This is a genomic window from Bradyrhizobium sp. Ash2021, from assembly GCF_031202265.1.
Lineage (GTDB): Bacteria > Pseudomonadota > Alphaproteobacteria > Rhizobiales > Xanthobacteraceae > Bradyrhizobium.
In genome coordinates, this window is the sequence record NZ_CP100604.1 from 2,918,283 (window position 1) to 2,944,283 (window position 26,001).

The following is a 26,001-nucleotide window of genomic DNA, read 5'->3' on the forward strand; positions in this document are numbered from 1 at the left end:
GTACAGGCCTTCCGAGTGGCCTGGTGGGTTATGGCGGCGATCACCCTCATTGGCCTCGTTCCGACCTTGCTTTTGATCAGGCCCAGACCCGCCCGAGCGCCAGTTGTGTTGGAGTAAGGCTGGCCGGCCGCATGGCGGAGATCTCGTTGAACTCCCGTTCGACGACGTCTCGATTGAGCCCCCAATTCACGGACATGTTTGATCCAATCTCAACACTATCACTCACGCAAAGCCAGAAACGAAAGGGTCGATACAATGCATCCATTCCGTAAACTTCGAGAAGGTGGCCCAATGACTCCGGCACAGGCCGCTGTGGTTCTCAATGAAAACGTTGTGATGCACACTCCGGTTCTGATAAGGTCGATCGTCGGCCGAGCGCTCGTTTCGATTGCGATTCCAAGCTCGGCACAGAGCCGCGACGATCCCGGCAAGTACATCTTCGAAGGCAAGATCGACGCTCGCACGACCAAGGCACCGTCCAAGGGCACAATATCGAGAGCCTGGAGCTCCTGACCGACGATGAGAGCGGACTGCTGCTCGAGCGCACAATCGCATACAGGCCGTACCCGATTTCGATGAGCATCGCCTGCCTTTGAAGGGAGAAAGCGTTAACTGCAGATGTGATGGCATGGGGACCCGAAATTCAGCCCAGCAGGCGTTGCTACTCGCGCCACGGCAGCGGCGGCAATTTTGGAATGTTTACCAGCGTGAGACCTTGGTGGCCTTCCAGGATCGCTGCCGTTACGGCGGGCGATAGGAACGCAAGCCGTAGTCCCTGGCGAACGACCTTCGGATGCAGCTTGGCAGCACGCGCAAGATCCTCGACGGAGGAATGTCGGCCCGTCGTGATGTCGTTCAGCCATGCATGGGCTTGGATAATGCCTTGCAACAGCTTTTGGTCGGGTTGCTCGGCTGGAGGTAGCCCCGAGACGGTTGCACGGCTCGGTTCTTGCCCACGGGATCACTATCGACTCGGCCGGCGCAAGCTCCTTCTTATCTTGGGAGTTGAGCGTCACGTCGATCCCGTCTTCCCTTAGGACAACGCGCTCGATCTGACCGAATAGGGCTTCCTTTGACGCGCCTTGGTCCTTCAACCGCTCCCTCACCGCATTGTCGACGATGGCTTCGATCTCAGGCGTTGGAATCCGTGGAACGGAGCCGGCCTTCACCTTTCGTCCCCGCAGTGCCGTGCTGAACCGAACACGTGTAATCACCGCAGTAGATCAGCACGCGCGTGGGCGCCGGACGACCACATTTCGTCGAGTTCGAGACCATCGAGCATATGAACAAGACTGGCTGGAATTCAGGGTCTGATCTCAGCCCTTAAGTTTCACTTAAGTTCACTCCGCAATCGTTGCTCAATGCAACCAAAGGAGTGCATCATGTCTCATCATCTCGTTCGCAGTCACACGTTGACTAAGAGTTCACTCAAGACTGTCGCAGCGGCCGTCGCGCTGTTCGCGCTTGCGGCTACGCCGGTGTTCGCGCAGGCCGCTGTCCAAGAGCCGGGCGCATTCGCATTCTATCATCCCTATCTCGACGTGTTGAACGGAGGCGCGCCAACCCCCGCCGCCAGGTTGATTTTAGAGGGGCCCGCCGCCCTGCAGGCCTATGCCGCAAGAGAAAGTGGCGTCGGCTCCGTGAGTGTGCAGCGACATCGATCCCACAGGCGGTGACCTTGGCTCATCGGACCACCACCCTTTGCCTTCTCCATCTCGCGCAACAGCGCGCCAGCCTTGCGCTCGGCCCGCAGCCTAATCTCGCAGCCTGACGCTCAGCCTCTACATTGTGCGCTTGGCGCGAATAGGAAAACCCGCTGGACGGCTCCGGCGGGTTCGATAGCGTGGCGAGAAACTGTTGAAACGATCAGGCAGCCATACGCGTCTCAACCTGCTGCGTTTCGCCGCCGATGATCCGCCGCAGCTCGGCAGCGACGCCGTCCAGCACCGAGCGCTCCGGCTTCATCCGCTTTGAGCGATTATAGACCTTGCCGGTGACGCTGGGCACGATCTGCTCCTGCTTTTTGCTCGCGGCGTGATCGAGACACCTAGCGATCCACGCATCATCAAAGCCGAAATCGCCAGCCAAGGTCGCCGCCGTCCGGCGCAGGTCGTGCGGCGTGAAAGGCCGCAGGCCGAGGGGCGCGCAGATGCCGGGAGTTTTCACCTTGCCCTTGTGCTTCGTGCCGCGCAGCGCGGTTGCCATCACCTTGCGGTTCATCGGCATATCGCCGAAGGGACTGCGTCGGGATCACGTTTTCACATTCTACCTGTTCGACCAGCGCCGCGTTCGCAAGCTCTTTTGGCGCCGGATAATCTTCAATCCGCCGCCGGGGATCGCCATCGCGATGCCGATGCTGGCGATCAAGGTCGGGCTATTGCTCACGCGCGCGTCTCTCTGCAGTCTCAGTGCTCTCGGTTTGAAGAATGTCCCGAACACGCATTTTAATCTTCTTCTGTTTGCGACCATGATGGTCGTTCGTCGCGGGAGGACAATTGAGCAACCCCATCCCATCCGCGAAGCGGCAAGCCAGTGATAAGGTTTATGCGGCCGGCGAATAGGCGGGTTTCTTCAGCATCCTCTGCAGATGGTAAATTTACGATCGACCGCCGCGTCCAAGAGTTGCTGTTCGCGGTCAATCGGCCCCAAGGATTCGATAGGCACGTCGGATCTGCTCGGCTGACGATGACCGACGGGAGCGAGCCAAGGCAGATTCGAGGTCAATGGTATCGTCCGGTTCTGGGAAGCCGCTGCATGAACCTCGTCGGCAGGTCCGATCACGGTTCTCCTGGCAACGGACCGATCGGCTCTGACTGGCGCCGCAACCAAACCTACCAAGACGAGTCCTGTTGCGAAGGCTGCGCTATATCCGATCGCACGCCTGTATGTTGCGCTGCTCGCGTGAGCGATTCTGGAAACGAGCTTAGCCAAGGTGACTCTCCGTTCGAGACGCTCGGGATGAGCGGCTTTGTCCGGTCTAACCGAGAGACTGGACCTCGCAGCGATTACTTTACCGGCAAGGCCTCGTCGCCACCAAACTTGGACGGATCGTCGTAGCTAGGCGTATCGTCGTGGTGGACTGTCGGCCGAGGCGCTGCGTAGGACCAGCCCGGAACCGCGTAAACGTGGCTGGGACGAACGATCCTGGTGGATTGCAGCACTTTGTGGGTGTGGTGATGCTCCTTAGCGAAGGCCACCGCGGTTGTCGCCAACGCCGACAGAACAGCTGCCGCGGCGAAAACTGTAAGACGAGACATTTGGACATTCCTTGGTTTGAGCTGAGCAACGATTGCCGAGTTCGTGGGAAATGTGACCGCTCTCGGTGACGAAAACAGTTCGCCTGATGGGCAACGGCGTCAGGTCCGCGAGCGACCGCGGAAGCAATGCACCACGCATGATGCGCTTTCCTTCCAGCTCTTTGCTGGAATGAGCAGAAGCTCACCACCTTAAGCGGACCTTAAGGATGCCCGGCCGTGGTGTCTGAGTTCACTCACCACATGAAAGAGGCGATGATTGTCGGTCGGCGAATCATGAAGGTCACGCCGAAGGGCGAGAATCCGCCTCTTGACCGGATCGAACGAGTGGCGCTGTCGCTAGTCAAAGAACGATGTCGTTCGATCGACGCTCGCGTTGATCCTTTCTCAATCCCGGATCAGCGTCGAGCCGAGGTGGCCAAAGTCTCGGCAAAGACGGCCCGAGTTGCTCACTCGCAAACGTTCGGCGGGCTGAATGATCTGCAACCTAGCATCGCCCTGACGGGAGCGGTGCTGGTCTATGTCGTCGCAAGCAGCGTCGTTGCTTAAGGTTGCGCGCTCTTCCTGGCGCAAAGATCGCAAGGCCAAGACTCGGCAGAGTAACGTAAGCATCCGGCGAAGACCGCGCGCGGGTCATTTTCGGCTCAGGCTGCTTGATCAACGTTGCGGATGGCGGAGCGCCAATTCCATGGCAGCAGTTCGTCGAGCCTTTGGACAGGATGCTCGGCGATGCGCGCGAGAACGTCGGCGAGCCAGGCTTGCGGATCGACGTCGTTCATCTTGGCGGTGACGATGAGGCTGTACATCACCGCGGCCCGCTCGCCGCCGCGATCCGAGCCGCAGAACAACCACGACTTCCGACCCAAAGCGATGCCGCGCACGCCACGCTCGGCCGCATTGTTTGACAGGCAGATGCGGCCGTCATCGAGGAAGCGGGTAAATGCGCTCCAGCGCTTGAGCATGTAGTCCATGGCCTTGGCGACATCGTTGCCGCGCGAGAGCTTGGCGCGTTGCGCGCGCATCCAGGCTTGCAGATCGGCCACGAGCGGCGCGCTGAGTTCCTGCCGGACGGCCTTGCGCCTTTCGGCGCTCTGACCGTTAATGGCCCGCTCGATCTCGAACAGGGCGTCGATCCGGCGGACTGTTTCCAGCGCCAGCGGCGAGATCACTGCCGGCTTCTTGCCCTGAGCCTTGCGACGCGCGTTCTCGGCCAGATCGGCCATCACGAAGAATGGCCGCCGGGCGTGGACCCAACAGGCCGCTTCCAGGATAGGCCCAGGCGTGCGGCCAAGCTCATAGAGCTTGCCATAGCCGCCGTAGGCGTCAGCCTGGAAGATTCCACTGTAGTTGGCCAAGTGAGCCTGGGGATGCTCGCCGGCGCGATCGCGCGAGTAATAGAACACCGCCCCCGGCGGGGCCTGCCCGCCAAAAGGCTTGTCGTCGCGCACATAGACCCAGATCCGGCCGGTATCGGTCTTGCCTTTGGCCAGGACCGGGACCGTGGTGTCGTCCCCGTGCAATCGCTCGGCGCTCAGCACATAGGCCTCGAGGCGCCTGAACAACGGTGCCAGCGCCGCCGTACAGCCGCCGACCTGGTCGGCCAGGGTCGACAGACTGATCGGCACGCCCTCCTTGGCATAGCGCTCTGCTTGCCGGTTCAGCGGCTGATGTTGACCAAACTTCTCGAACAGCACCATCGCCAGCAGGCTTGGCCCCGCCCAGCCGCGGGCAAGCACATGGAACGGCGCCGGGGCCTGGCTGATCTTCTCGCAATCACGGCAAGTAAACTTCTCGCGGACGTGCTGGATCACCTTCCAGGACTTCGGGATGACCTCCAGCGTCTCGGTGATGTCCTCGCCGAGCCTGGACAGCTGCGCGCCGCCACAGCAGGCACACGCCACAGGTCCCGGTACGATCACCCGCTCGCGAGGCAGATGCTCCGGGAACGGCTGACGTGACGGCCGCTTGCGGGTGAACGACGCCACCTTCGTGGTTTTGGCCGCGGCCATTTCGGCTGCGAGTTCGTCCTCCGTCGCCGAACTCTCCAGCTCCTCCAGCGTCAGTTCGAGCTGATCCAATAGCCGCGCGGTACGCTCCGAGCGCGGGCCATAGCGGTCGCGGTTGAGTTTCTCGATCTGCAGCTTCAGATGGGCGATCAATGCCTGGTCGTCGGATTGCCGAGCGCGGGCGGCCGCCGCCTCCGCGCGAGCAACGATCAATGCCGCTTTCAGCGTTTCGATGTCGTCTGGCAGCGATTCAAGGCCGTCACCCATGGCCCTGATGGAATCACAAAAGGGGCGATTTGAGGCGTCTTTTCTTCCGCACCTCAGAACATTTTTTAAGCCTATCCTGCGCTCTGTGGCCGCCACGTGTGCTGCGGGTTGCGCCAGTCGATCGCCTCCAGCAGATAACTCATCTGCGCCGCGGTCAGCCCCACCACACCGCCCACCGTCACCGGCCAGACAAAACGGCCACGGTCCAACCGCTTGGCGTAGAGCGACAATCCAATTCCATCGTGCCACAAGGCCTTGATCAGCGAACCGCCGCGTCCGCGGAACACGAAGACATCTCCGGCGAACGGATCACGACCAAGGTTTTCCTGCACCAATAATGACAAACCCTGCATGCCCTTGCGCATGTCAGTGTAGCCGGTCGCAATCCAGATGCGTGCGCTCGAAGAGATCGGGATCATCGACGCTCCAAAACCTGCAGCACCCGCGCCAGGGCGGCCGCATCGACGCCGGCATCGACAATCACCCGACGATCCCTGCCAACGACGATCACCATCTGCCCGCTCGTCGGCGTGGCAGCAACCGCCGGATCGACCTCAGCGGCAAGGACGACCCGCGCAAAGCCGGATTGCTCGCTTTGAGGGCTGATCGGCTCGGGACCGAACGAGCGCCGCCATGTCATCAGCAACGAACGCGATATGCCATGGCGTCTCGCCGTCGACGATATCGCGCGCGGCGCTTGAAAGCTCTCGGTGACGATCCGCAGCTTCTCGTCATCCGACCAGCGCCGCCGGCGACCAGTCTCGACCACCTCAAGCCGTGAGCTATCGCCAATTTTTGGTGACGGCCGGGCCGGTCAGGCGGCGGCGGTTATGGGCTGACGGTCAGCGGGTTTAGCGATGACCTCGATCCCGTTGTTGAATGTCACACCGAGAACGAGTTTTGGCAACTGGTTGTGGCCATCGAGACGACGCCAGCTTTTCTGCGCGGCCTCGAGCAGCTTGAAGACCATCGCGAGCGCCGTCCTGTTGGACAGGCATCCCTTCGATCGGATCGTGCGGTGGCGCACGGTAGCGAAGGTGCTTTCAATGGGATTGGTCGTTCGCAGGTGTTTCCAGTGCTCGGCCGGGAAGTCGTAGAACGCCAGTAGCGTGTCCCGATCCTTGCCCAGGCAGTCGGCCGCCTTCTCGTATTTGGGCGTGTAGCTCGCGATGAAGGCGTCGAACGCCAGCTCGGCGGCGGCCTTGGTTTCGGCCATCCAGATCTCCTGCAACGCGCGTTTGGCCTTCGGCTGCTGGCTCTTCGGCAACTTGGCGAGTACGTTCGCGGTCTTGTGCACCCAGCAGCGCTGCTCGCGCGTTTTCGGCCAGACCTCACCGGCGGCCTTCCAGAACCCGAGCGCGCCATCGGCGATGGTAAGCCGCGGCGGCACGTCGAGCCCGCGCCGCTTCAGATCGAGCAGCAGATCGCGCCAGTCCTGCGCGCTCTCGCGGGCGCCATCGGTGAAGCCGACCAGTTCCTTGCGGCCTTCCGGCGTCGCGCCGATCAGCACCAGGATGCACTGCTTTTCGTCTTCGAGGCGTGCCTGGAGATGGATGCCATCGGCCCAGATGTAGACGTAACGTTTCGCCGACAGATCGCGCCTCTGCCACGCGGTGTGTTCGTCAAGCCAGCCGTCCTTCAGGCGGCCGATGGCGGATGCCGACAATCCGGCAGCATCCTTGCCGAGCAGTGCTGCCAGCGCCTCGGAGAAGTCGCCGGTCGAGATACCCTTCAGGTAAAGGATCGGCAGCAGCGTCTCGATCGATTTAGAGCGGCGCATATAGGGCGGCAGGATCGAGGGCGAGAACCGGATGCGGTCGGGGTCGGTAGCGTCCGCCTCGCGATCGCGCACACGCGGCTGGCGGACGGCGACCGGACCGATACCGGTCATCACCTCGCGCTCCGGCAGGTGACCGTGGCGCACGACCCGCTGGTGGCCGTCTGCGGTCTTCAAATCGGCATGCTTGCCGAGAAAGTCCGCGACCTCGGCCTCGACCGCCTGGGCCAACAGAACACGTGCCCCAGTACGCAAGATTTCCGTGAGTTGATCGTCGACGTTTGCTGGCTGAATCAGCTTGATGATGTTATCGTTGGACACGGCATATCGCTCCTTCGGTGGAGAAGTGGAGGCGTCAAGCACCCCCACGATATGCCGCCTTTCCGATTCCCGCCGTCACCAACTTTCAGCGATAGCTCTCAAGCCGTTCAAGCTGAGTACTGCGCTTATGGCTGTCCATAAGGACTGTTACGCACCAATTGGACTAATCCAACAAGGCGGCCCTCGCCGGAGGGAGACAGAGTAACGACCCCCGGCTTTGTTGATGAACTGGGCTCAAGAGACACGAGACTCAAGTGAGTGAGTATTCGTCTTCCGATACTGCCCTCAGGGCGATGCGAACAGGATTACGTAAGATCGCTCAAAATTTCCTGAGCACCTTCTGGGGAGGATCGGTCAGGCAATATCGGCCCGAAGCTCACTATATGCGAGGCCCACGGGCCGAAACGGCGCGAGAAGCAAGGACGAAAAGAGCCGGTCGCGGAAATCTGGACAGAACGATAAGTGGAATTTCTGCCTGACAGCGGCGATAATTGCCGTGAACAGGAGAGACCATGAGCAGACGACCCCGGCGGAACCACTCACCGGCCTTCAAGGCGAAGGTGGCTCTGGCCGCCATCAAGGGCGATCGGACGATAGCCCAGCTGGCGGAGCATTTCGACGTTCACCCCAATCAGATTACGGCCTGGAAATCACAGCTTGAGGGCGGCGCCTCTGATATTTTCGGATCGGGGGGCGGGACGCCGGCCACGCCCGCGGTCGATGTGAAGTCGCTGCATGCCAAGATCGGGGAGCTGACGCTGGAGAACGATTTTTTAGAAGGCGCGCTCACCAAGGCGGGATTGCTGAGCGCAAAGCGATGATCGACCGTAAGCACGATCTGTCGATCACCAAGCAGGCAGAGATTTTGAAGGTCAGTCGCGGCAGCGTGTACTATCTGCCGCGTCCAGTCTCTTCAGCCGACCTCGAGATCATGCAGCGTCTCGATCGGCTGCACCTGGAGTATCCCTTCGCCGGTTCGCGTATGTTGCGAGGCCTGCTGGCTTTGCAGGGGTGCAAGATCGGCCGCCGGCATGTGAAGACGCTCATGCGGCGGATGGGGATAGAGGCGCTCTATCGCCGTCCGCGCACCACCAAGCCCGAGCCCGGCCACAAGATCTATCCGTATCTGCTGCGCGGCATCGAGATCCGGCGGCCGAACCAGGTCTGGGCCATGGACATCACGTACATTCCGATGGCGCACGGCTTCGTCTATCTCGCCGTGGTGCTGGACTGGGCGACACGTCGTGTTCTGTCGTGGCGGCTGTCGATCACGATGGAGGCGGCCTTCTGCGTCGAGACCCTGGAAGATGCCTTGGCTCGCCACGGCAAGCCGGACATCTTCAACACCGATCAGGGCTCTCAGTTCACCGGCGCGGCGTTCACCGGCCTGCTCGCCAGCAATGGCATCGCCATCAGCATGGATGGCAAAGGGGCCTGGCGGGACAATGTGTTCGTCGAACGGCTGTGGCGCAGCGTCAAATACGAGGAGGTCTATCTGCGAGCCTACGAAACCGTCGGCGAGGCGCGACATTCGATCGGCCGGTATCTCGACTTTTACAACGGCCGACGTCCTCATTCGAGTCTTGACGACATGACCCCGGATCAAGCCTACTTCGATCTTCCGCCGCTCCGCGCGGCGGCCTAACCTCGGCAGAGGCTCCACTTATCGACGCGGAATTTTTGTTCAGACAACCGGGGCCAGCTCAAAATGAAAAGCGAAAGGGTTCTTCCGGAGATCAACAAACCTTTAGCGATAGGTGGAATTCATAAACAATCCCTGCAGTAGCCGCGCGGCCGTCGCACGTCGATAATCCGAGAGATGACCAGGAGACCGCGCTGCGATCTGCGATATCGCCATCGGGAGAATCCATCCCGCCCCACTATGCGCGCTTCGCGTCGCGTCGCGCTTGACCAGCGGCGCCTGTGAACTGTCCAAGGCGCGCTGCCGTACCTGCGCCGAGTTGCAGGAGAACGCCAAGCATCCATGAGAAAGCGATGGCAACATTCCAGGTGACGGGCGGAATCTCGTCAAGCACGATCATGGAAACCGACATGAGCGCTGCTAGAGCGGCAATTAATGTGCCGGTGGCGCTGACCAGCGCGATGAGATTCGTCCTCGGTCTGGAATCGCCATCGGAAAAAACGCGGCGTGATACGCCGGAAGGCAGCGAGGGAAGGTTGGTTCCCAAATAGAAGCCGACGGAGCCGTACAGGATCACTAAGAAGAGAACTCCAACGGAATTGATCTCTTCGATATCTATTTTAGCCATGAGCGCTGCAACATAGAGTCCGCTCAGCGCACCCATAATGGCGAGACCAGTCCTCTCTGCGACTTGAGCAAATCCATTTGCGTTGGAACGGTTCATTGTTGAGATACCTTCTCTATTCGCGATGATCTGATTCATAGATTGGTAGACTGGATCGGCGAGCGACTTATTCCGGCGAATGTCGATAAAGTAATGGTGCGGACAATCAACCCCTTTGCTGGATCAGAATTCATCGATCACATTGTTGATCTTAGGCTAAGGTCGCCTTGCAGCGGTGCGACGCTCTCGCGAGAGCGTCAGCCGGAATCGTGGTTCGTCATGAAGCAATCGAAGCCGTGAGAATAACGTCCCTCGCATGAGGGTCTTGCTTTGAGAGAGGACTTCACAGGTCAAGGCAGCCGGAGATCTGCAGAGCGATGAACAAAGAAACACAATACTCATCTGACAGGCTTGCTTGGGACAGCCTTGCAACAGACGCTTTGGAGCTTGCCCGCCAGATGCCCCATGGTCCGGAACGCAACGAGGCACTCAAATTGGCAGGCCAGCTTCGGTCCACTGCCGACGCGCGGGGATTAGTGGTTCCGAAACGGGGTAGGCCGCGAAAGTAAACGCCACGGCGGTTGCCTCGGATCCATTGCACGGCGGCGCTACGCCGTGGCCCCGCGCTTACACGAGATGAGATGGTTGTTTTGATTCGAGCCAGCTTCGCTATCGGCAACCAAATTGTGTGTGGGGCAGCCACGAATGCGCCTCCCGTCACGAGCATCGAGTGTTGCGAGTGATTGCGTCCAGTCGAATGGACTGCTCAAGCGCAACTGGGCGAAAATGCGCATGCTGCAGATCCTGCGGTACGGCTTGGCCTCCCAACCTGGACTTAAGACTGCCTTAAGGCGCCACCCGCAAATCGGAGCTCCCTGCTGACCGGGAGTGTCCTATGAAATACGAGCGAGGCTGGCACATCGAATCTACGGCGACGTCGGCATTGGACCAGTGGGAACTGCTGGTGCAAAGCGGACGGCAGAGTGCGGACGATACCCTTGCCGAATTTAAGCAGAATATCGTTCCTCACCTCGGCGCTGCCCACAAGCTCGCGCGTCTTCTAAGCAGAGATGCTGACGCGGCCCAGGATATCGTACAGGAGGCATTCCTTCGAGCCCATCGAAGCTTTGCTGGATATCGCGGCGAGAATGCGCGCGCCTGGATCCTCAAGATTGTGCGTAATTGCTGTTTCAGCTGGCTGATGAGCCGAAGACGAAAGTCGCGGTTGGAGGTCGATTCCCACGACGCCGGGTACACCGAAGATCTCATCCTTAATATATCCTCTGATGAATGCACTCCGGAAGCGATGCTGGTGCGGGAAGCAGAAAGACAGACCGTCCATTTCGTCCTTGATACGATGCCTCTTCCTTTGCGCGAAATATTGGTGTTGCGCGAATTCGACGAGCTTTCCTATCGTCAAATTTCGGAGATCACGGCCTTGCCGATTGGCACCGTCATGTCGCGTCTGGCACGCGCGCGAAGGGTATTCGAGGACGTCTGGCAGCGCGAGAAAAATAAGAGTTGTTAAACCGGCGCCGCAACCTCTGCCAGCATTCAAATTTCGACGCCAGTAGGGAATCGGATGATCCACGTCGGCAGCCACTGGCGATTGCGATGCGGCAGTGACCATTCCTGCATTTAAGTCTGCCTTAAGGCGGCAATGATCGATATCCCCGCCGACGCGCTGGCAATCCCTCTGCACGGCGTCGCCAACCTAAACTCAAAAACGGGAAATTTGACTATGAATGCACTTGTCGCAAGTTACGCTCGCTTGACCACTCTGCTTGAAGGGGCTTGGTATGCCATCCCGCTGCGACTGATGGTAGGCTACGGCTTCATGGAACACGGCTACGCAAAGCTCGCTCGCGGTCCCGAATCATTCGTGAACATTCTGCATGCAATTGGGGTTCCGGAACCATCTCTCCTCGGCGGGCTTACTATTCTGGTAGAGCTCATCGGGGGCTTCGCGGTCCTCATAGGGGCATTCATTCCACTTGCCAGCATTCCAATGGCGGCGGTCCTGCTGGTGGCCATCTTCACCGTTCATCTCCCGTACGGGTTCAGCTCGATCAAGCTGGAAGCGGTTACTGCAGCGGGTGCCCACTTCGGGCAGCCGGGGTATGAGACCGATCTTCTGTATCTGGCAGCGCTCTGTGCCCTGGTGCTGGGAGGATCGGGACCACTGGCCATCGATCAGTTCTTGATTCGGAATCACGATCACAGTCTTGGCCGGTCATCGGGCAGTCTAGTGGAATTCGAAGACGTGGCTCCCGAATAATCGGAGTTCTTGCCAGAGATGATGGAAGGCTGCCGATCCGGTCGGCATCCTTTCATCACAGAGACCGTCAGTAACAGCGCTGCGCGCTGGTCGACCCAACTTTAACGTCACGACAGTGGCCGGGAACGCAAGTGGCAACGTGATTGCAAACCTGTATTCACGCGAATGTTGGGTCGTCGATACGATACTTGTCCCAGCAAGCAAGGTTCGCCGGAATAGATCAATCGCCTGCCGAGTCTCTAATTGATGCGGAATAGCAGAGCCATCTTGTAGGCTCTGTCGCTCGGCGATCGCCGGAAGCTAAGCCCGCAACCCTAAGGAGCCAAATGGTATTGGCTTTTCATAAATGGAGAACCTGTATGACCAAGCTTAAACTGCTGTCGGCTGCACTGATCGCGACAGCCATGATCACAACTCCCGCTATGGCTCGGAAGAACCATGTAACCTCGCGGCACCTCGTAGAGGACGCCAATGCGAGCGTCACGTCCGGCGCACGCAATAGTGACGAGCGTCACTGCCACCTAGCTCCTCGTGTTGGAGCTATGGCCCAAAGTTGGTGACGGCGTGAATCGGGAAGGCGGCATATCGTGGGGGTGTTCAACGCCTCCACTTCTCCACCAAAGGAGCGATATGCCGTGTCTAAGGATACCGTCGTAAAACTGATTCAGCCAGGAACTTTCAGCGACCAACTCACCGACATTTTGCGCGATGGGGCGCGTGCCCTTCTCGCCCAGGCGGTGGAGGCCGAGGTCGCCGGGTTTCTTTCCAAGCATGCCGATTTGAAGACCGAGGATGGCCACCAACGCGTGGTGCGCCACGGTCATCTGCCCGAGCGCGAGGTGATGACGGGCATCGGCGCGGTCCCGGTGCGCCAGCCCCGCGTGCGCGATCGCGAGGCCGCAGCCGGCGATCCCCGCCGCATCCGCTTCTCGCCATCGATCTTGCCGCCCTATATGCGCCGCTCGAAGTCGATCGAGACGCTGCTACCGATCCTCTACCTGAAGGGCATCTCGACCGGCGATTTCTCGGACGCTCTGGCGGCCTTGCTCGGCAAGGATGCGCCCGGCCTCTCGGCCAGCGCCATCGGCCGCCTGAAGGACGGCTGGCAGGATGATCATGCCCAGTGGCGCAAGCGTGATTTGTCGGGCAAGCGCTACGTGTACGTCTGGGCGGACGGCATCCACCTCGAGGCGCGGCTGGAAGATGAAAAGCAGTGCATCCTGGTGCTGATCGGCGCGACGCCCGAGGGCAAGAAAGAGCTCGTCGGGTTCACCGATGGCGCTCGGGAAAGTGCGCAGGATTGGCGCGATCTGCTGCTGGATCTGAAGCGATGCGGGCTCGATGCCCGGCCCGAGCTGATGATCGCCGACGGCGCGCTCGGCTTCTGGAAAGCGGCCGGCGAGGTCTGGCCGAAAGCACGCGAGCAGCGCTGTTGGGTGCACAAGACGGCGAACGTGCTGGGCAAATTACCCAAGAGTGTGCAACCAAAGGCCAAGCGGGCGCTGCAGGAAATCTGGATGGCCGAGACCAAGGCCAATGCCGAAGTCGCCTTCGACGCCTTCATCGAAAGCTACACGCCGAAATACCAGAAGGCCGTCGATTGTCTGACGAAGGATCGCGACCTGCTGCTCGCCTTCTACGACTTCCCGGCCGAGCATTGGAAGCACCTGCGCACCACCAACCCGATTGAAAGCACTTTCGCGACCGTCCGCCACCGCACGATCCGATCGAAAGGCTGCCTCTCAAACAAGACCGCTCTCGCCATGGTATTCAAGCTGGTCGAAGGGGCGCAACGATCCTGGCGACGGCTCGACGGACATGCACACTTGCCAAAGATCATTCTCGGTGTGAAATTCACCGACGGGATCGAGGTCACCGCCAAGCTGGCCGCCCCTCAGCCCGCAACCGCCGCCGCCTGACTGATCAGGCCGTCACCAAAAATTGGCGATAGCTCCCTCGTGTTGGGGCATTTGCCACACAGCCCTGGGAGAACGGCCCCCCTTGCGAACCTGCGCTACGTTATTGATCCATCGCGTGTCGCGAACCGACCTGGCGGTCCGCTGCTGCCACGCAACAAATCCGGATCGGTATCGGTGCGGACGCGACTCCCCTCGAAGAGGTCGGGCTGAAAATGCCGTCAGTCCGACTTCTTTTATGGTGTGGTTCACCGGTCGGCGACACGCAACAACTTTGCCGCGAAAGCCTCTATCATCTCATCGTTGAGATCTGACGACCGCTTCATTCAGCTTGCATCCGGCTGTGCGTGGCGAGGTCGATCGACTTTGTGATCGGCGAATAGCAGACGGCATTTTCTCGACACCCTTGATGGGTGACCAGTATTTCTCCGGACTCCGACAGATCCTCGCCATCGACGTACGCTTTGGCTTCGCGATGATAAATCTCGGGCGGGCCAAGCGTCGGATCGTCATGTCTCCGCGCGCGGTGCTGACTTTCAAGGGTTTTCCGTCGAGTGTCGCAGAAACCTTGTCGCGATAAAGGAAGTAGCCAGGAGCGACCGACCAGCGGAGCTCAAGCCTGTCCTTTTCGTCCAATAGGACGCTGAGCCGGAAGGGTTGGTTTGCCGGCTTCACATTTGCGAGAGCGGCCACCGCCGTCAGCGGGTAGACAGAACCAATGTAACAAATCTGATCAAGCGCACGTACTTCATAAGGCACTCCTGTGAGCCGCGAATGTTGGTTTGCCGGGGGCCCCTTAAGGTAGCCTTAAGCTTGGGTTGGGAGATCAAGCCCTTACCGAGGGTCTATCGATGCGCATTCTAGTTGTTGAAGACGACCCCGTCCTGTCCGACGGGCTTCGGGTCGGTTTGAGTTTGTTCGGAGCGACGCTGGATAGCGTCTCGAGCTGTGCAGACGGGCGCGCCGCGCTGGCTCTGACCGAATTCGATGCGCTCGTTCTCGACTTGGGGTTGCCAGATGGCTGTGGGCTCGATCTGCTGCGAGAACTACGCGCACGCGGCGACCGGACACCGGTCCTTCTGCTGACCGCGCTCGACGAGGTTACCGATCGCATCAAAGGATTGGATGCGGGTGCGGATGACTACCTCGGCAAACCGTTCGATCTCGACGAATTGGGCGCTCGCGTACGGGCGATAAGCAGGCGTCAGTCAGGCCGCGCGTCGCCGCTTTTGTCTTGCAGCGGAATTGTGCTTGATCCCGCTCAGATCTCCGTGACAAAGAACGGTGAGTCCGTCAGCCTTTCGCGCCGAGAGTTTGGGGTTCTCGCCGCGCTTATGGATCGTCCCGGCACAATCCGGTCAAAGGACAAGCTGGAGGAACGCCTGTATGGATGGCAGGAAGAAATAGAGAGCAACACCGTCGAGGTGCACATCCATAACTTGCGCGCAAAACTTGGCAGGCACGTGATCGAAACCGTGCGCGGTTTGGGATACCGAATGAGGGTAGGCGCATCGTGAGTTCCCTAAGGACAAGGCTTTTCATCATTCTGGTCACTGCGACCAGTTTGATCTGGTTGTTTGCCATCGGCTGGATCTCCGTCGAAACCAAACACGAAGTCGAGAACGTTCTCGATTCCCGCCTGGAGGAGGCAGCCCGGATGGTGTCCTCCCTTGTCACAAGCAACAACATTGCAAGTCCATCCGAGGACTCGGACTCTCCCCACATCTTGGCAGTACCCAACTACGAGCGGCAGTTATCCTGTCAGATTTGGTCGCTGGACGGCCGGCTTGTCGCACGGACGCGCGGCGCTCCGGACACGAGCTTGAGCGATAGCAAAGCGGGTTTCTCGGAGCGTTTGATCAACGGCGACACATGGCGCGTTTTCACGATGGAAGTTGCAGGAAAAGGGATACGTGTACTCGTCGGCGACAGGCTGGGAATCAGGGAGCAACTCCTCGCCGACCTTATCAAGGGACTGCTGGCCCCGATGGCTCTCATCATTCCCCTCTTGGGCTTTCTTATCTGGGCGAGCCTCAATCGCGGGCTAAGACCATTGCGTTCGATGGCCTTTGAGCTTCAAGGCAGAAACGCCGATGACATGAGTCCGATAGAGTCCGACAGGGTTCCTACGGAAATTCGCCCCGTCGTCGCGTCGCTTAATGGACTGTTCTCGAAGGTTGAAAGCGCCCGCCAGCACGAACGTGAGATTACGGCCTTTGCCGCGCACGAGCTTCGTACGCCGCTCGCCGGCTTGCGAACGCAAGCTCAAATCGCGATTGCAACGGCAGATCCCACCACGCGTGACACGGCGCTCAACCAAATCCTCGTTGCCGTTGACCGTACCACGCGCCTGGTTCGTCAGCTACTTTCGATCGCAAAACTGGATGCCTCGGACAACGTGAGAAGGGATGGATATCTAAATGTGGGAGCTGCTGTCGAGGAGATTGTCGACATGCAGCCCATCCGGGACCATCGCATTCATGTGGTCGTGGATCCGGCGCTGGCCGAAACATTCTTCACCGCAAACTACGAGCTTCTCGTCCTTGCACTACGCAATCTGCACGAAAATGCCGTTCATCACATGCCCAGCGGTGGCACCGTCCGATGGCACGTGAAGCACGACGTACAAAACACGATCGTTTCGATAGAAGACGAGGGTCCTGGAATTCCGGAAGAGGAACTTCCTCTGGTCACCAGTCGCTTTTTTCGGGGGCGGCACAAAAGCGCGTCGGGGAGCGGGTTGGGGCTCGCAATCGTCGAACTTGCGTTGCGTGCGAACGGTGCCAGCCTGAATCTAGCCAATAGGACAGACCGCTTGGGTTTGCGCGCAGAGATCATCTGGCCGGCACGCAGTGGATACTTTCGATCCATCCCCACAGGCACATCGGAGCGGGAACGGAGCCGGGACATACAGCTGCTTCCGTTGAGGGGGGTCGGCGCGCATTGAAGCATGCGATCAAAATGCCCTTGGAGATTGCGATGAAAACCGAGGAATTAGTTAGAGCCTTGGCGTTGGACTCGATCTTACCGCGAAAATTGAATGCAGCTGTAGGCATAGCCGCAGCAGTTGGTACAGGCCTCGCGGTGATGCTGTTCTTCGTGGAATAGAGTTTCGCCCAGCGATTGAAAGGTTCTTCTGAATTCATCGATCGCAAAAGGGGTGTGTCGTTACACGAGGCAGCATCACCCGCCTCAGTGAGTTCGTTTCGAAAACTCTAATAAATTCGGACGAGCATTGGGATTAGCAGGTGTTCCATGCGAAATCATGACTTCGTATCGGACGGATTTCTGGTCGTAACCGCGGCGGCCCTCGTGCTCTTGTGTTCGAGCTTGCTCGCCCTCGCTTTCGCCTGACAAGACCGGTCTTAGGCGCGCGCCTATGCGGCGACGTACCTCCATCTCTACTCTCGGCGGGGCGGTCACGTCGCCTCTTATTACAACACGCGGACAGCAGCCACATATTCCGGTCAGATTGCCGACAACGTCCCTTGTCTCACCCTATCAACAGGGGGCCGCCTTGCCTCGGATTCCGCAGGCCTGAATCCGCTGATAGGAGATCAAATCATGGAAACACAGCTTTCTCGTTCGAAATTCCTGCGCCTTGTCGCGGCATTCGGTGTCTCACATGGACTACGCGGCGGCCGCGCGCTACGTCGATGTCTATATGGAAGCTATTCGCTGGGACAACGCCGCCAAACTGTACGAGCAATATGGCCGGGACTTAGAGCGCAGGCGGTAGCTCTGCCAGATCATGCGTGCCGTGACCAACTTCCGCTAATGGCGCCAAGCGGCCGTTCGTACGCACGCAGCATCTCGTGACTGAGAGGGCGCGAGTTGAGAGCGAGCCTATCAGTTTTGGAATCAGAGTCGGGGAGCGGCGCTTTTTGCAGGTTAATTCCGTGTTCTTGGTACTTTGGTTCCCTGTTCTTCCGAAAGAAATTCCCTGTTAGTTTCGTGGGAATTTCACGAAAAGACGTTGCAGTATAGCCGTTTCTTGCCCCGAAGCTGGATCTCGGGGCCCTGAAATCGCGAAATTCCCTGTTAGCAGGGAATTCGCCTGGAGACGGGTGCGATTAGCACTGCGTCGCCAGCCAGGCATTGCCGCTGTCAGAGAAAAGGTCCCTGATCCTCGCAGAATGGCCCGCCACTGGCGCGCTTTTGCGAATCGCACGGATCTTAGGCAGCCTCTCGTATCAGGCAGCCTTGGAGAGTTGTCCGTGCGGATCGATGACGAACTTGTTCGCGACGCCGGCGTCGAAGTTCTTGTAGCCGTCCGGGGCCTGCTCAAGACCAATCACCTTGACATTGACGATCTCAGCAATGGGCAGTCTGTCCCAAAGGATCGCCTGCATGAGCTGCCGATTGTATTTCAGAACCGGCGTCTGGCCGGTATGAAGGGCATGGGACTTTGCCCAGCCTAGCCCGAGGCGCAGGCTGAGATTGCCGTGCCTGGCGGCTTGTTCTTGCGCGCCCGGATCGTCCGTTACGTACAGGCCGGGAATGCCGATCGCGCCGGCTGCCCGCGTGATCTCCATCAGGCTGTTGAGCACGACAGCAGGCGCTTCGACGGTCTTTCCGTCTGCTCCCTGCGCCTTTGCTTCGAAGCCGACGCAGTCGATCGCGCAATCGACCTCTGGAACGCCGAGCACGTCGGCGACGAGTTCGCCCAGGCGATCATGCTTGGTGAGGTCGATCGGCTCGAAGCCGACTTTCCTGGCGTGGGCGAGCCGCTCCTGGTTCATGTCTCCGATCAGCACGGCTGCTGCGCCCAGGATGCGCGCGGACGCTGCGGCCGCGAGGCCGACCGGCCCGGCGCCCGCGACATAGACCGTCGATCCGACGCCGACCTTGGCGGTGACCGCTCCGTGGAATCCGGTCGGCAGAATATCGGACAGGCAGGTCAGATCGCGGATTTTTTCCATTGCCCGCGCCTTGTCCGGAAACTTGAGCAGGTTGAAATCCGCGTAGGGCACCATCACATAGTCGGCTTGGCCGCCGATCCATCCGCCCATATCGACATATCCATAAGCGCCTCCGGCACGATCGGAGTTGACGTGAAGGCAGATGCCTGTGTCACCCTCTCGACAAGTCCGGCAGCGGCCGCATGCGACGTTGAAAGGGACCGACACAAGATCGCCGATCTCAAGATACTCGACGTCCCGACCCCTCTCGATCACTTCGCCGGTAATCTCATGTCCGAGCACCATGCCGGCCGGCGCAGTCGTGCGGCCCCGAACCATGTGCTGGTCGGAGCCGCAGATGTTTGTGGTTACCACCTTGAGAATGACGCCGTGATCGATCGTTTTTCCCGCCGGATTGCGAAAGGTTGGAAAGTCGATCTTCTGAACTTCGACGTGGCCGGGTTTGAGGTAGACAACGCCGCGGTTGGAATTGGAGGCCATCTCAATCTCCTTTGGGTTTCACTCTGGACCGTCGAGTCCGGGTCGAATTCGCGGACCGTCAAGCCCTCCAGGCCGATCTACGAATCACGCTGCAGAAATTGCCGCGCCTGAAAGCGGCATCCTTGTCCGCGAGCACGTCGGCCTTGACGTTGCCGAATGTCGTTTCGGGCTTGTGTTTGATGCCGTCGTAGAACGCTTGAATGATGTCTTCCTTGAAGTGTTCGGTGCGCGGATGCGCGCGGACGACCGCTTCACGTTCAGCGTCGCTGTATTCGGCATAGGCCAGCCCCAGCACATCCATCTCGACTCCGGCCGTCACCAGGGCGACGACGGGGTGCATGTGCTGCGGGATGCCCGGCGTCGTGTGCAGAGCGATCGCGGTCCAGACTGTATCGATGTCGCGCTGCGCAACCCCGTGGCTGCGGAGGAAATCGCGGGCGGCGTTTGCGCCGTCGACTTCGAAGCGTTCATGGGCGCTGCAGTGCGCAGGCGTCAGGCCCATGTCGTGAAACATGGCACCCGCATAGAGAAGTTCGCGATCGAACTTCAGCGAGCGACGCTTTCCGGCAAGCGCACCCCAGTAGTAGACACGACTCGAATGGTGAAACAGCAGTGCGGACTCGGTATCCCGGACGAGCTCTGTGATCTCACGGGCGAGGCTACTGTCGGGAATCTGGATTCCTTCGACTGCGAACGTCTTCTCAGCCGCCAGCGTCATTTCGCTTCTCCTGTTGTGCAAGCCCGCGATGCCCGTGCACAAGCAGCATGATACGCCGCGCCGGAAGGATCGATTAAAAAGGGATTTAATATTCTTACGTCTTCGTCATCGCTATTGTTGATCCGCAAGATCGGCGACGTACGTTCAAACCGTCGCTATCGCGCCACTGATCATAAATGCCTTCGGCGGGCCGAATGGTCCGCAAGCTGCTTGCAATCACGACTGATTGAAAAAGAGTTGTCATAGCTCATGGATATCAAGCCGTTGTTAGGCCTTTGTGGCGCTCTCATCGCTGCGATAACGTCCGAGTTTAACGACCAGGTTACGTCGGTCGCGCTGAGCGACGTCCGCGGTGCACTCGGGATCAGCCACGATGCCGGAACCTGGATCGAAAGCCTGTATGTGTCGGCCGAAATCATCGGCATGGCGATTTCGCCCTGGCTGCTGGTGACCTTTACGTTAAGGCGCTGGACGCTTTTTGCGATCGCGCTCTGCGGGGTTTCGAGCGTGCTGATCCCGTTCAGCCCGAACATCGAGGCGATCAATGCTCTGCGGCTGCTCCAGGGGCTCGCGGGAGGCCTGATCATTCCGCTCGTGATGACCACGGCTTTTCGCATTCTCACGCCGAAGATTCGGCTCTACGGCCTGGCCGTCTACGCCTTGACCGCGACCTTCACGCCCGCGCTGGCCGAGACGGTGGCCGCGCTTTGGACCGATATCGTGGATTGGCGTTTCGTGTTCTTGCAGACGATCCCACTCTGCTCGCTGGCCGGCGTTCTCGTCTGGTACTGCGTGGACCAGGACCAGCCGAAATATGAGCGGCTCCGGATGCTGGACTGGCGCGGCGCGCTGCTGCTGGTGATCGGGGTCGGCGCCTTGAGCACCATGTTGTATCAGGGAGACCGGCTGGACTGGTTCAACTCACGGGTCATATGCGTCCTGGCTCTGGTGAGCGCAATCACCATCCCGCTGCTGCTCGTCAATGAATGGTTCCACCCTCTGCCGCTTCTAAAATTGCAGATGCTCGGCCGGCGTAATCTGGCCTATGGCGTGCTCGGTCTGTTCCTCTTTGTGATCATCAGCCAATCCGGCTCCACCGTGCCTCTACGATACCTGCAGGAAGTCCAGGGTTACCGGCCGCTGCAGTCCAACCTGATCACGCTGGAGATCGCCGCGTTGCAGCTGGCGATGCTGCCCGCCATGGCGCTGTTGCTGGACTACAAGCAGGTAGATTCGCGTCTTGTCACGATCGTCGGGCTGGGATTCATCCTGGCATCCTGCATCGGTTCGTCTTTCCTCACGGTCTATTGGAACCGAGATCAATTTTATATCTGGCAACTGTTCCAATCGATCGGTCAGCCGATGGTGGTCATGCCACTTCTGATGAAGGCCACCAACACCGTTACCGGCCCGGCGGACGGCCCTCTCGCGTCTGCGCTGTTGAATACATCCCGGGCCATCGCGGAGGCAACGGGCGCATGGTTCCTGGAACTGATCGATCGTTGGCGCAACGCACTGCATTCCGACCGCATTGTCGATGAGGCCGGCCAGGACCGCTGGCGCGTGATCCAGAGCAATGGCGTGCTGCCGCAATATCCGCCACCGTTGATGTCCGACGGGCGCCTGCGCGTGCCGGGCAGCCTGCAGGCCTTGAGCCACGTCGTCGAGCAGCAGGTAACGATTTTATCGACGAGTGACACCTACCTGATCCTCGGAGCCGTGACTGTGTTCTTGATGGTCGTGGTGATGACGCTGCCGGTCCGGGCCATGCCGCCGCGCATCCATTTTGCAAAGCATTAGGGAACCCGCATGGCAGAGGATGTAGCCGAACTCGAGACGCGGCCTGCCGAGTCGAAGCGCAGCGAAAGGTCAGACCCGGCCCCGATGCACACGAACGACGATTCGACGGACCGCAAGGTGCAGGAAGCAGATAAGCTTCCCGCACCTCTGCCGCGCCGGCCCTTCGTTGTGGTCGGACTCGTCGTAGCGATCTTCGCCGCGGTGGTCCTGTACATCATTTTTCGGCCTCATCCGGACGTACGGACGGCTGATGCTTATGTGATGGTCCATTACGCCACGATCTCACCGCGCATCTCCGGTCAAGTCGCCACGGTGCCGGTTGACGACAACTATGTCGTCAAGACTGGACAAGTACTCGCAACGCTCGACTCGCGCGACAATGGGACCGCCGTGGCTGCGGCCGAGGCGGCGGTCACACGTGACAGATCGCAATTCGATGAGATCGGCGCCACTGTGGCTCGCCAGCCGTCGATCGTGGCAGAACAACAGGCCGCCGTTGCGTCGGCGCGCGCCAAGCTTGCTTTCGCGCAGGCAGACGCGCGCCGCTACGACAATCTCGCCACGACGGGAGCCGGCACCATGCGGGAGCACCAGGAGGCCGACAGCACGCTTCAGCAGGGTCAGGCCTCGCTGGATAGTGCCGAAGCGTCGCTCGATGCGGCACGCCGGCAACTGGATGTACTCAAGGCCCAGAGATCCGCGGCGGAGGCAGCGCTCAAGGCCGACGAGGCCAGACTTGAACAGGCCAGGCTTAATCTGTCCTACACGCAGATTCGGGCGCCGATCGACGGCATGGTGGGCGAGCGGTCCGTGCAGGCCGGCAACTACGTCGCCCCCGGCACGACGTTGATGACCGTTGTGCCGCTCGATCAGGTCTATATCGAAGCGAACTATCTCGAAGTGGAACTGCGGCACGTCCGCAGCGGCCAGCCCGTAACCATCCATCTTGACGCCTACGACATCGACCTCAAAGGGACGGTGGATAGCGTGCCTCCGGCCTCCGGCACCGCCTTTGCACCGATCGCGCCCAACAATGCCACCGGCAATTTTACCAAGATCGTGCAACGGCTGCCGGTCAAGATCGTCGTGACGCCCGGGCAACCTTTGGCTAAGCTCCTGCGCGTGGGCCTGTCGGTCGAGACGACCATTCATACGGGACTGGAGGACGTCGTGGACGAACAGCGCAGATCAACCGATCGCGTGACCGGGCGTTAACTGGTGCGTGCCTTACGTCTTGCGGCGTACCTCTCCGGCCCGATGTTAGGCATCGGTCTGACCGGCTGCACCGTTGGGCCGGACTTCCAGAGCCCCGAGATAAGAGAAGCACCCAGGAGATCGGCGTTAGATGGCGGAAGCGTGCCGAGCCGGACAGTCGAGGGCGCGGTCGACTTAGCCTGGTGGAAAAGCTTCCGGGATATTCAGCTGTCCTCGCTGGTCGAAAGGCTGGTATCGCAAAACCTGGACCTCGAGACGGCGGCGGAACGCGTGATCCAGAGCATGGCGCAGCGCCGGGTCGCAGCCTCTCAGGGACTGCCGCAGATCGACGGACAATCATCAAGTACCTATAATCGCGAGAGCCCGAACGGCACGCTCTCCTTGCTCGTCCCTAGACCCGGCGCGCCGCTGGAATATCCCCTGTTCCGGGATGGCTTGACGTCATCATGGCAACTGGATCTGTTCGGTCGCGTTCGACGGGCGGTGGAAGCCGCCGACGCCGCCACCCTGGCGGCCGTGGAGAACCGGCACGGCGTCGCGCTCGCGGCGGTCGCCGAACTGGCGCAAGGTTACATGCAATTGCGCGGAACCCAGAACCGTCTTGGGATCGCGAAACGCAATCTTCGCCTTGCCGAAGAGAATGTGGACCTGGTGAACAAGCGTTTCGGCGACGGAGTCGCCACGACGCTCGACCTGGCGCAAGCCCGGGCTCAACAGGCCACCATCGCCGCAACCCTGCCGCCACTGCGTACCCAGGAGGCGGAGCTCATTAACGTTATCGGACTCTTGCTGGGCTATGCTCCGCGCGCGCTCGAGGCCGAGTTGCATCGCTCTCAAATATTGCCGCGTGTGCCGCACAAGGTTCCGGTGGGCTTGCCCGGAACGCTGGTACGCCGCCGGCCAGACGTGCGCGAGGCTGAGGCACGACTGCATGAAGCCACGGCGCAGACCGGAGTCGCGGTGGCGAGCTTTTATCCTGACGTGACATTGAACGGTGCCGTCGGCGTGGAAAGCTTGCAGCTGACCAATCTGTTCTCCCCGACGTCGACCGCATTCGCTCTGGGGCCGTCCGTTTCCATTCCGATCTTCGAGGGGGGACGGTTGCGGGGTACCCTGGCGCTGCGCGAATCGCGAGAGCGGGAGGCCGCCGTCATCTTTCAGAAAACCGTGTTGCGGGCCTGGAAAGAGGTCGACGATGCCATCACGGCCTATCGCGAAGCGCAAGTACGGCGCGGCCACGTCGCCCGGTCCGTCACTGAAAATCAGGCCGCTCTGCAAGCCGCCAGGCAACGTTACTCGGAGGGTGCGATCGACTTCCTGAATGTCATCACGGCACAAGCACAGTTGCTGCAGAGCGAAAATGATCTTGCCGACAGCGACACGCAGATCGCGACGTATCTCGTCAATCTTTATCGCGCCCTCGGGGGAGGATGGGAGGTCGCAGATGTCGCCTTTGGTGGGGATGATATGCCGCGACAGAAGATTGAAACACGATAGGGGGCCGCTCGGGAGCCGTTTGCGTTCGTGGCACAGCTCCCGAATAATATGGCCGAATGACTTGGCGGTCAGTCTGTTACCAATCTCATTCGGCGGGCGTGCCAGCAAGATTTCCCTAGGGGCTTTTGATGACAGGGGCCTCAAGGGAAGCGATGAGAAAATGCGCCGTGATCTCACCCAATGCCATTCCTGATCGGCCGCTTCTGGCGCAAAGCGGAGATCAGCGAATCGGCAAGGTTCGGCTAAGTGCCACGAAGAGACATCCATGCAGTTCCGGTAACAAGCATCGCGACCAAAACGCGCGCCTTCACTTCGCGCCAGCTTCGATGCATCCTTCCATGATCCTGTCGATCTCGGCGCTCGACAGGACGCCGATCTCGGCAACGAATACGATCCGTGTCCGCGGCGTTCCCGCCGTTGGCGTCCCGCCCGGCGCCAGTGTCGCCCGCCCGCCGGCAAACTGAAACACCATCAACCTGCCGGGCTGCTCCACGGTTTCGAACAGCCCCTTCGCCCGCGCCAGTTTCGGTGCGAGCCGACCGATCGCCAGCTGCAACCGCGATAACGACACCGGCTGTTCCGACGTCCAGCTCAGCGTCTCGAACCGATCCGCCGCCGGCCGTCGTCGCCCCGGCTCGCGCGGCGCCGGCACACGATCCGCGCCCGAAGGGAAAAGAAGCGCTGCGGGAACGTCGCCATGCGGAGCATCGACCAGCACCGCCGCCGGACGCATCGCCCGGACAGCATCGCGCACCTGTGTCTGGTTCGCAGGGTCCGCGAGGTCCACTTTGCTCAGCGCCACCACGTCGGCCGCCCGCACCTGAGCGCGCAGGAGCGCATCGTCCAGCATGGTCACAGGACTAGTCGCGTCCACCACGCACAGCACCGTTTCCAACGGCGCCTCCCGCCAGATCACCGGGTCCATCAGGTTGCGCACGACGTCCGTCGGATCGGCCACCCCGCTGGTTTCGATCACGATGAGCTCCGGCCGCGGATCGCGCCGCAGGAGAACGGCCAGCGTACGCAGCAGATCGCCTTCCAGCGAGCAACAGATGCAGCCATTTCTCAGGCTGACGACGCCACCGGCGGCGCCCGTGATCAGCTCCGCATCGATGTTGATCGCGCCGAAATCGTTGACAACGGCGGCAATCCGCCTTCCCTCGGCATGCGTCAGCAATTGGTTCACGACCGTGGTCTTGCCCGACCCGAGGAATCCGGCCACGAGCACAACCGGGACGGACACC

At 60.3% G+C, this 26,001-nt stretch carries 24 protein-coding genes and 1 pseudogene; 12 read left to right on the plus strand and 13 right to left on the minus strand.

The annotated features are described in order from the left end of the window. Positions 1-661: 661 nt before the first annotated feature. A complete protein-coding gene (locus NL528_RS14080; protein ID WP_309183251.1) occupies positions 662-889 on the minus strand; it encodes a hypothetical protein in 228 nt (75 codons plus the stop codon). Positions 890-1,382: 493 nt separating this feature from the next. Between NL528_RS14080 and NL528_RS14085 the strand changes: the two genes are divergently transcribed. Next, positions 1,383-1,676, plus strand: a complete 294-nt coding sequence (locus NL528_RS14085) for a hypothetical protein (protein ID WP_309183252.1) — start codon at positions 1,383-1,385, stop codon at positions 1,674-1,676. A 190-nt stretch (positions 1,677-1,866) separates the two neighbouring features. On the opposite strand, the gene NL528_RS14090 is transcribed toward NL528_RS14085, so the two are convergent. Continuing rightward, complete coding sequence (locus NL528_RS14090; protein WP_309183253.1) at positions 1,867-2,220, minus strand: hypothetical protein; 354 nt, start codon at positions 2,218-2,220, stop codon at positions 1,867-1,869. A 785-nt stretch (positions 2,221-3,005) separates the two neighbouring features. Then, a complete protein-coding gene (locus NL528_RS14095) occupies positions 3,006-3,257 on the minus strand; it encodes a hypothetical protein (protein ID WP_309183254.1) in 252 nt (83 codons plus the stop codon). A 216-nt stretch (positions 3,258-3,473) separates the two neighbouring features. Between NL528_RS14095 and NL528_RS14100 the strand changes: the two genes are divergently transcribed. Continuing rightward, entirely contained in the window at positions 3,474-3,803 is a 330-nt protein-coding gene (locus NL528_RS14100; RefSeq protein WP_309183255.1) for a hypothetical protein, read from the plus strand. 95 nt (positions 3,804-3,898) lie between these two features. Here the strand turns inward: NL528_RS14100 and NL528_RS14105 are convergent, their stop codons facing one another. The 4 genes from NL528_RS14105 to NL528_RS14120 all read right to left on the minus strand — a co-directional run bounded on the left by NL528_RS14105 (position 3,899) and on the right by NL528_RS14120 (position 7,625). Then, complete coding sequence (locus NL528_RS14105; RefSeq protein WP_309176638.1) at positions 3,899-5,527, minus strand: IS66 family transposase; 1,629 nt, start codon at positions 5,525-5,527, stop codon at positions 3,899-3,901. A 71-nt stretch (positions 5,528-5,598) separates the two neighbouring features. Beyond that, entirely contained in the window at positions 5,599-5,946 is a 348-nt protein-coding gene (gene tnpB, locus NL528_RS14110; RefSeq protein WP_309176639.1) for an IS66 family insertion sequence element accessory protein TnpB, read from the minus strand. Further along, on the minus strand, positions 5,943-6,296 hold the full coding sequence (locus NL528_RS14115; RefSeq protein ID WP_309183256.1) for a transposase: 354 nt from the start codon (positions 6,294-6,296) through the stop codon (positions 5,943-5,945). The genes tnpB and NL528_RS14115 overlap by 4 nt, the downstream gene beginning before the upstream one ends. A gap of 45 nt (positions 6,297-6,341) precedes the next feature. Continuing rightward, entirely contained in the window at positions 6,342-7,625 is a 1,284-nt protein-coding gene (locus tag NL528_RS14120; protein ID WP_309176837.1) for an IS256 family transposase, read from the minus strand. A 512-nt stretch (positions 7,626-8,137) separates the two neighbouring features. Here NL528_RS14120 and NL528_RS14125 point away from each other — a divergent pair. Next, positions 8,138-9,270, plus strand: a protein-coding gene (locus tag NL528_RS14125) for an IS3 family transposase (protein ID WP_143206051.1) whose coding sequence is annotated in 2 segments (ribosomal slippage) — positions 8,138-8,393 and positions 8,393-9,270 — 1,134 coding nt in all. Because the reading frame shifts where the segments join, the coding sequence is not laid out codon by codon here. A gap of 235 nt (positions 9,271-9,505) precedes the next feature. Here the strand turns inward: NL528_RS14125 and NL528_RS14130 are convergent. After that, complete coding sequence (locus NL528_RS14130; RefSeq protein ID WP_309183257.1) at positions 9,506-9,991, minus strand: hypothetical protein; 486 nt, start codon at positions 9,989-9,991, stop codon at positions 9,506-9,508. An 835-nt stretch (positions 9,992-10,826) separates the two neighbouring features. Here NL528_RS14130 and NL528_RS14135 point away from each other — a divergent pair. The 3 genes from NL528_RS14135 (at position 10,827) to NL528_RS14145 (ending at position 14,128) form a co-directional block, all read left to right on the plus strand. Next, the gene (locus NL528_RS14135; protein WP_309183258.1) at positions 10,827-11,459 is read left to right on the plus strand and encodes a sigma-70 family RNA polymerase sigma factor; all 633 of its coding nucleotides are present in this window, start codon (positions 10,827-10,829) and stop codon (positions 11,457-11,459) included. A 132-nt stretch (positions 11,460-11,591) separates the two neighbouring features. After that, positions 11,592-12,209: a DoxX family protein gene (locus tag NL528_RS14140; RefSeq protein WP_309183259.1), complete on the plus strand. Its 618-nt coding sequence runs from the start codon at positions 11,592-11,594 to the stop codon at positions 12,207-12,209. Between the two features lie 635 nt (positions 12,210-12,844). Further along, positions 12,845-14,128 carry an IS256 family transposase gene (locus tag NL528_RS14145; RefSeq protein WP_309176722.1) on the plus strand — a complete coding sequence of 428 codons (1,284 nt, stop codon included), beginning with the start codon at positions 12,845-12,847 and terminating at the stop codon, positions 14,126-14,128. Positions 14,129-14,447: 319 nt separating this feature from the next. Here NL528_RS14145 and NL528_RS47080 read toward each other — a convergent pair whose 3' ends face one another. Both NL528_RS47080 and NL528_RS47085 read right to left on the minus strand, forming a co-directional pair. Next, positions 14,448-14,732 (minus strand): protein-disulfide reductase DsbD domain-containing protein, encoded by a 285-nt coding sequence (locus NL528_RS47080; protein ID WP_375144055.1) that lies wholly within the window; start codon positions 14,730-14,732, stop codon positions 14,448-14,450. Next, positions 14,729-14,884: pseudogene (locus tag NL528_RS47085) on the minus strand (hypothetical protein); the annotation flags it as partial. The gene NL528_RS47080 and the pseudogene NL528_RS47085, both read right to left, overlap by 4 nt. Before the next feature lie 92 nt (positions 14,885-14,976). On the opposite strand from NL528_RS47085, the gene NL528_RS14150 reads away from it, so the two are divergent. Genes NL528_RS14150 through NL528_RS14160 form a run of 3 tightly spaced genes read left to right on the plus strand, consistent with a single transcriptional unit; the run spans position 14,977 to position 17,233 of the window. Next, positions 14,977-15,642 (plus strand): response regulator transcription factor, encoded by a 666-nt coding sequence (locus tag NL528_RS14150; protein ID WP_309183260.1) that lies wholly within the window; start codon positions 14,977-14,979, stop codon positions 15,640-15,642. Continuing rightward, positions 15,639-17,072, plus strand: coding sequence for an ATP-binding protein (locus tag NL528_RS14155; protein WP_309183261.1), 1,434 nt, complete (start codon positions 15,639-15,641; stop codon positions 17,070-17,072). The genes NL528_RS14150 and NL528_RS14155 overlap by 4 nt, the downstream gene beginning before the upstream one ends. Positions 17,073-17,104: 32 nt before the next feature. Then, on the plus strand, positions 17,105-17,233 hold the full coding sequence (locus tag NL528_RS14160; RefSeq protein WP_309183262.1) for a hypothetical protein: 129 nt from the start codon (positions 17,105-17,107) through the stop codon (positions 17,231-17,233). Positions 17,234-18,318: 1,085 nt separating this feature from the next. On the opposite strand, the gene fdhA is transcribed toward NL528_RS14160, so the two are convergent. Both fdhA and NL528_RS14170 read right to left on the minus strand, forming a co-directional pair. Beyond that, on the minus strand, positions 18,319-19,527 hold the full coding sequence (gene fdhA / locus NL528_RS14165; RefSeq protein ID WP_309183263.1) for a formaldehyde dehydrogenase, glutathione-independent: 1,209 nt from the start codon (positions 19,525-19,527) through the stop codon (positions 18,319-18,321). A 58-nt stretch (positions 19,528-19,585) separates the two neighbouring features. Next, on the minus strand, positions 19,586-20,245 hold the full coding sequence (locus tag NL528_RS14170) for an HD domain-containing protein (protein ID WP_309183264.1): 660 nt from the start codon (positions 20,243-20,245) through the stop codon (positions 19,586-19,588). Between the two features lie 249 nt (positions 20,246-20,494). On the opposite strand from NL528_RS14170, the gene NL528_RS14175 reads away from it, so the two are divergent. The 3 genes from NL528_RS14175 (at position 20,495) to NL528_RS14185 (ending at position 24,757) form a co-directional block, all read left to right on the plus strand. Continuing rightward, on the plus strand, positions 20,495-22,045 hold the full coding sequence (locus tag NL528_RS14175) for an MFS transporter (protein WP_309183265.1): 1,551 nt from the start codon (positions 20,495-20,497) through the stop codon (positions 22,043-22,045). A gap of 84 nt (positions 22,046-22,129) precedes the next feature. Then, the gene (locus NL528_RS14180; RefSeq protein ID WP_309183266.1) at positions 22,130-23,260 is read left to right on the plus strand and encodes an HlyD family secretion protein; all 1,131 of its coding nucleotides are present in this window, start codon (positions 22,130-22,132) and stop codon (positions 23,258-23,260) included. 3 nt (positions 23,261-23,263) lie between these two features. After that, positions 23,264-24,757: an efflux transporter outer membrane subunit gene (locus NL528_RS14185; protein ID WP_309183267.1), complete on the plus strand. Its 1,494-nt coding sequence runs from the start codon at positions 23,264-23,266 to the stop codon at positions 24,755-24,757. Positions 24,758-25,064: 307 nt separating this feature from the next. Here NL528_RS14185 and NL528_RS14190 read toward each other — a convergent pair whose 3' ends face one another. Beyond that, the gene (locus tag NL528_RS14190; protein ID WP_309184895.1) at positions 25,065-26,000 is read right to left on the minus strand and encodes a GTP-binding protein; all 936 of its coding nucleotides are present in this window, start codon (positions 25,998-26,000) and stop codon (positions 25,065-25,067) included. Position 26,001: the final 1 nt, after the last annotated feature.

What these genes read in the sequence shown, in the direction of transcription:
- NL528_RS14170 (WP_309183264.1), bottom strand. Translation starts at nt 20,245, where the DNA reads ATGACGCTGGCGGCTGAGAAGACGTTCGCAGTCGAAGGAATCCAGATT.
- NL528_RS14105 (WP_309176638.1), bottom strand. Translation starts at nt 5,527, where the DNA reads ATGGGTGACGGCCTTGAATCGCTGCCAGACGACATCGAAACGCTGAAA.
- NL528_RS14085 (WP_309183252.1), top strand. Translation starts at nt 1,383, where the DNA reads ATGTCTCATCATCTCGTTCGCAGTCACACGTTGACTAAGAGTTCACTC.
- NL528_RS14140 (WP_309183259.1), top strand. Translation starts at nt 11,592, where the DNA reads ATGATCGATATCCCCGCCGACGCGCTGGCAATCCCTCTGCACGGCGTC.
- NL528_RS14090 (WP_309183253.1), bottom strand. Translation starts at nt 2,220, where the DNA reads ATGAACCGCAAGGTGATGGCAACCGCGCTGCGCGGCACGAAGCACAAG.
- NL528_RS14130 (WP_309183257.1), bottom strand. Translation starts at nt 9,991, where the DNA reads ATGAACCGTTCCAACGCAAATGGATTTGCTCAAGTCGCAGAGAGGACT.
- NL528_RS14135 (WP_309183258.1), top strand. Translation starts at nt 10,827, where the DNA reads ATGAAATACGAGCGAGGCTGGCACATCGAATCTACGGCGACGTCGGCA.
- tnpB (WP_309176639.1), bottom strand. Translation starts at nt 5,946, where the DNA reads ATGATCCCGATCTCTTCGAGCGCACGCATCTGGATTGCGACCGGCTAC.
- fdhA (WP_309183263.1), bottom strand. Translation starts at nt 19,527, where the DNA reads ATGGCCTCCAATTCCAACCGCGGCGTTGTCTACCTCAAACCCGGCCAC.
- NL528_RS14150 (WP_309183260.1), top strand. Translation starts at nt 14,977, where the DNA reads ATGCGCATTCTAGTTGTTGAAGACGACCCCGTCCTGTCCGACGGGCTT.
- NL528_RS14175 (WP_309183265.1), top strand. Translation starts at nt 20,495, where the DNA reads ATGGATATCAAGCCGTTGTTAGGCCTTTGTGGCGCTCTCATCGCTGCG.
- NL528_RS14160 (WP_309183262.1), top strand. Translation starts at nt 17,105, where the DNA reads ATGAAAACCGAGGAATTAGTTAGAGCCTTGGCGTTGGACTCGATCTTA.
- NL528_RS14180 (WP_309183266.1), top strand. Translation starts at nt 22,130, where the DNA reads ATGCACACGAACGACGATTCGACGGACCGCAAGGTGCAGGAAGCAGAT.
- NL528_RS14095 (WP_309183254.1), bottom strand. Translation starts at nt 3,257, where the DNA reads ATGTCTCGTCTTACAGTTTTCGCCGCGGCAGCTGTTCTGTCGGCGTTG.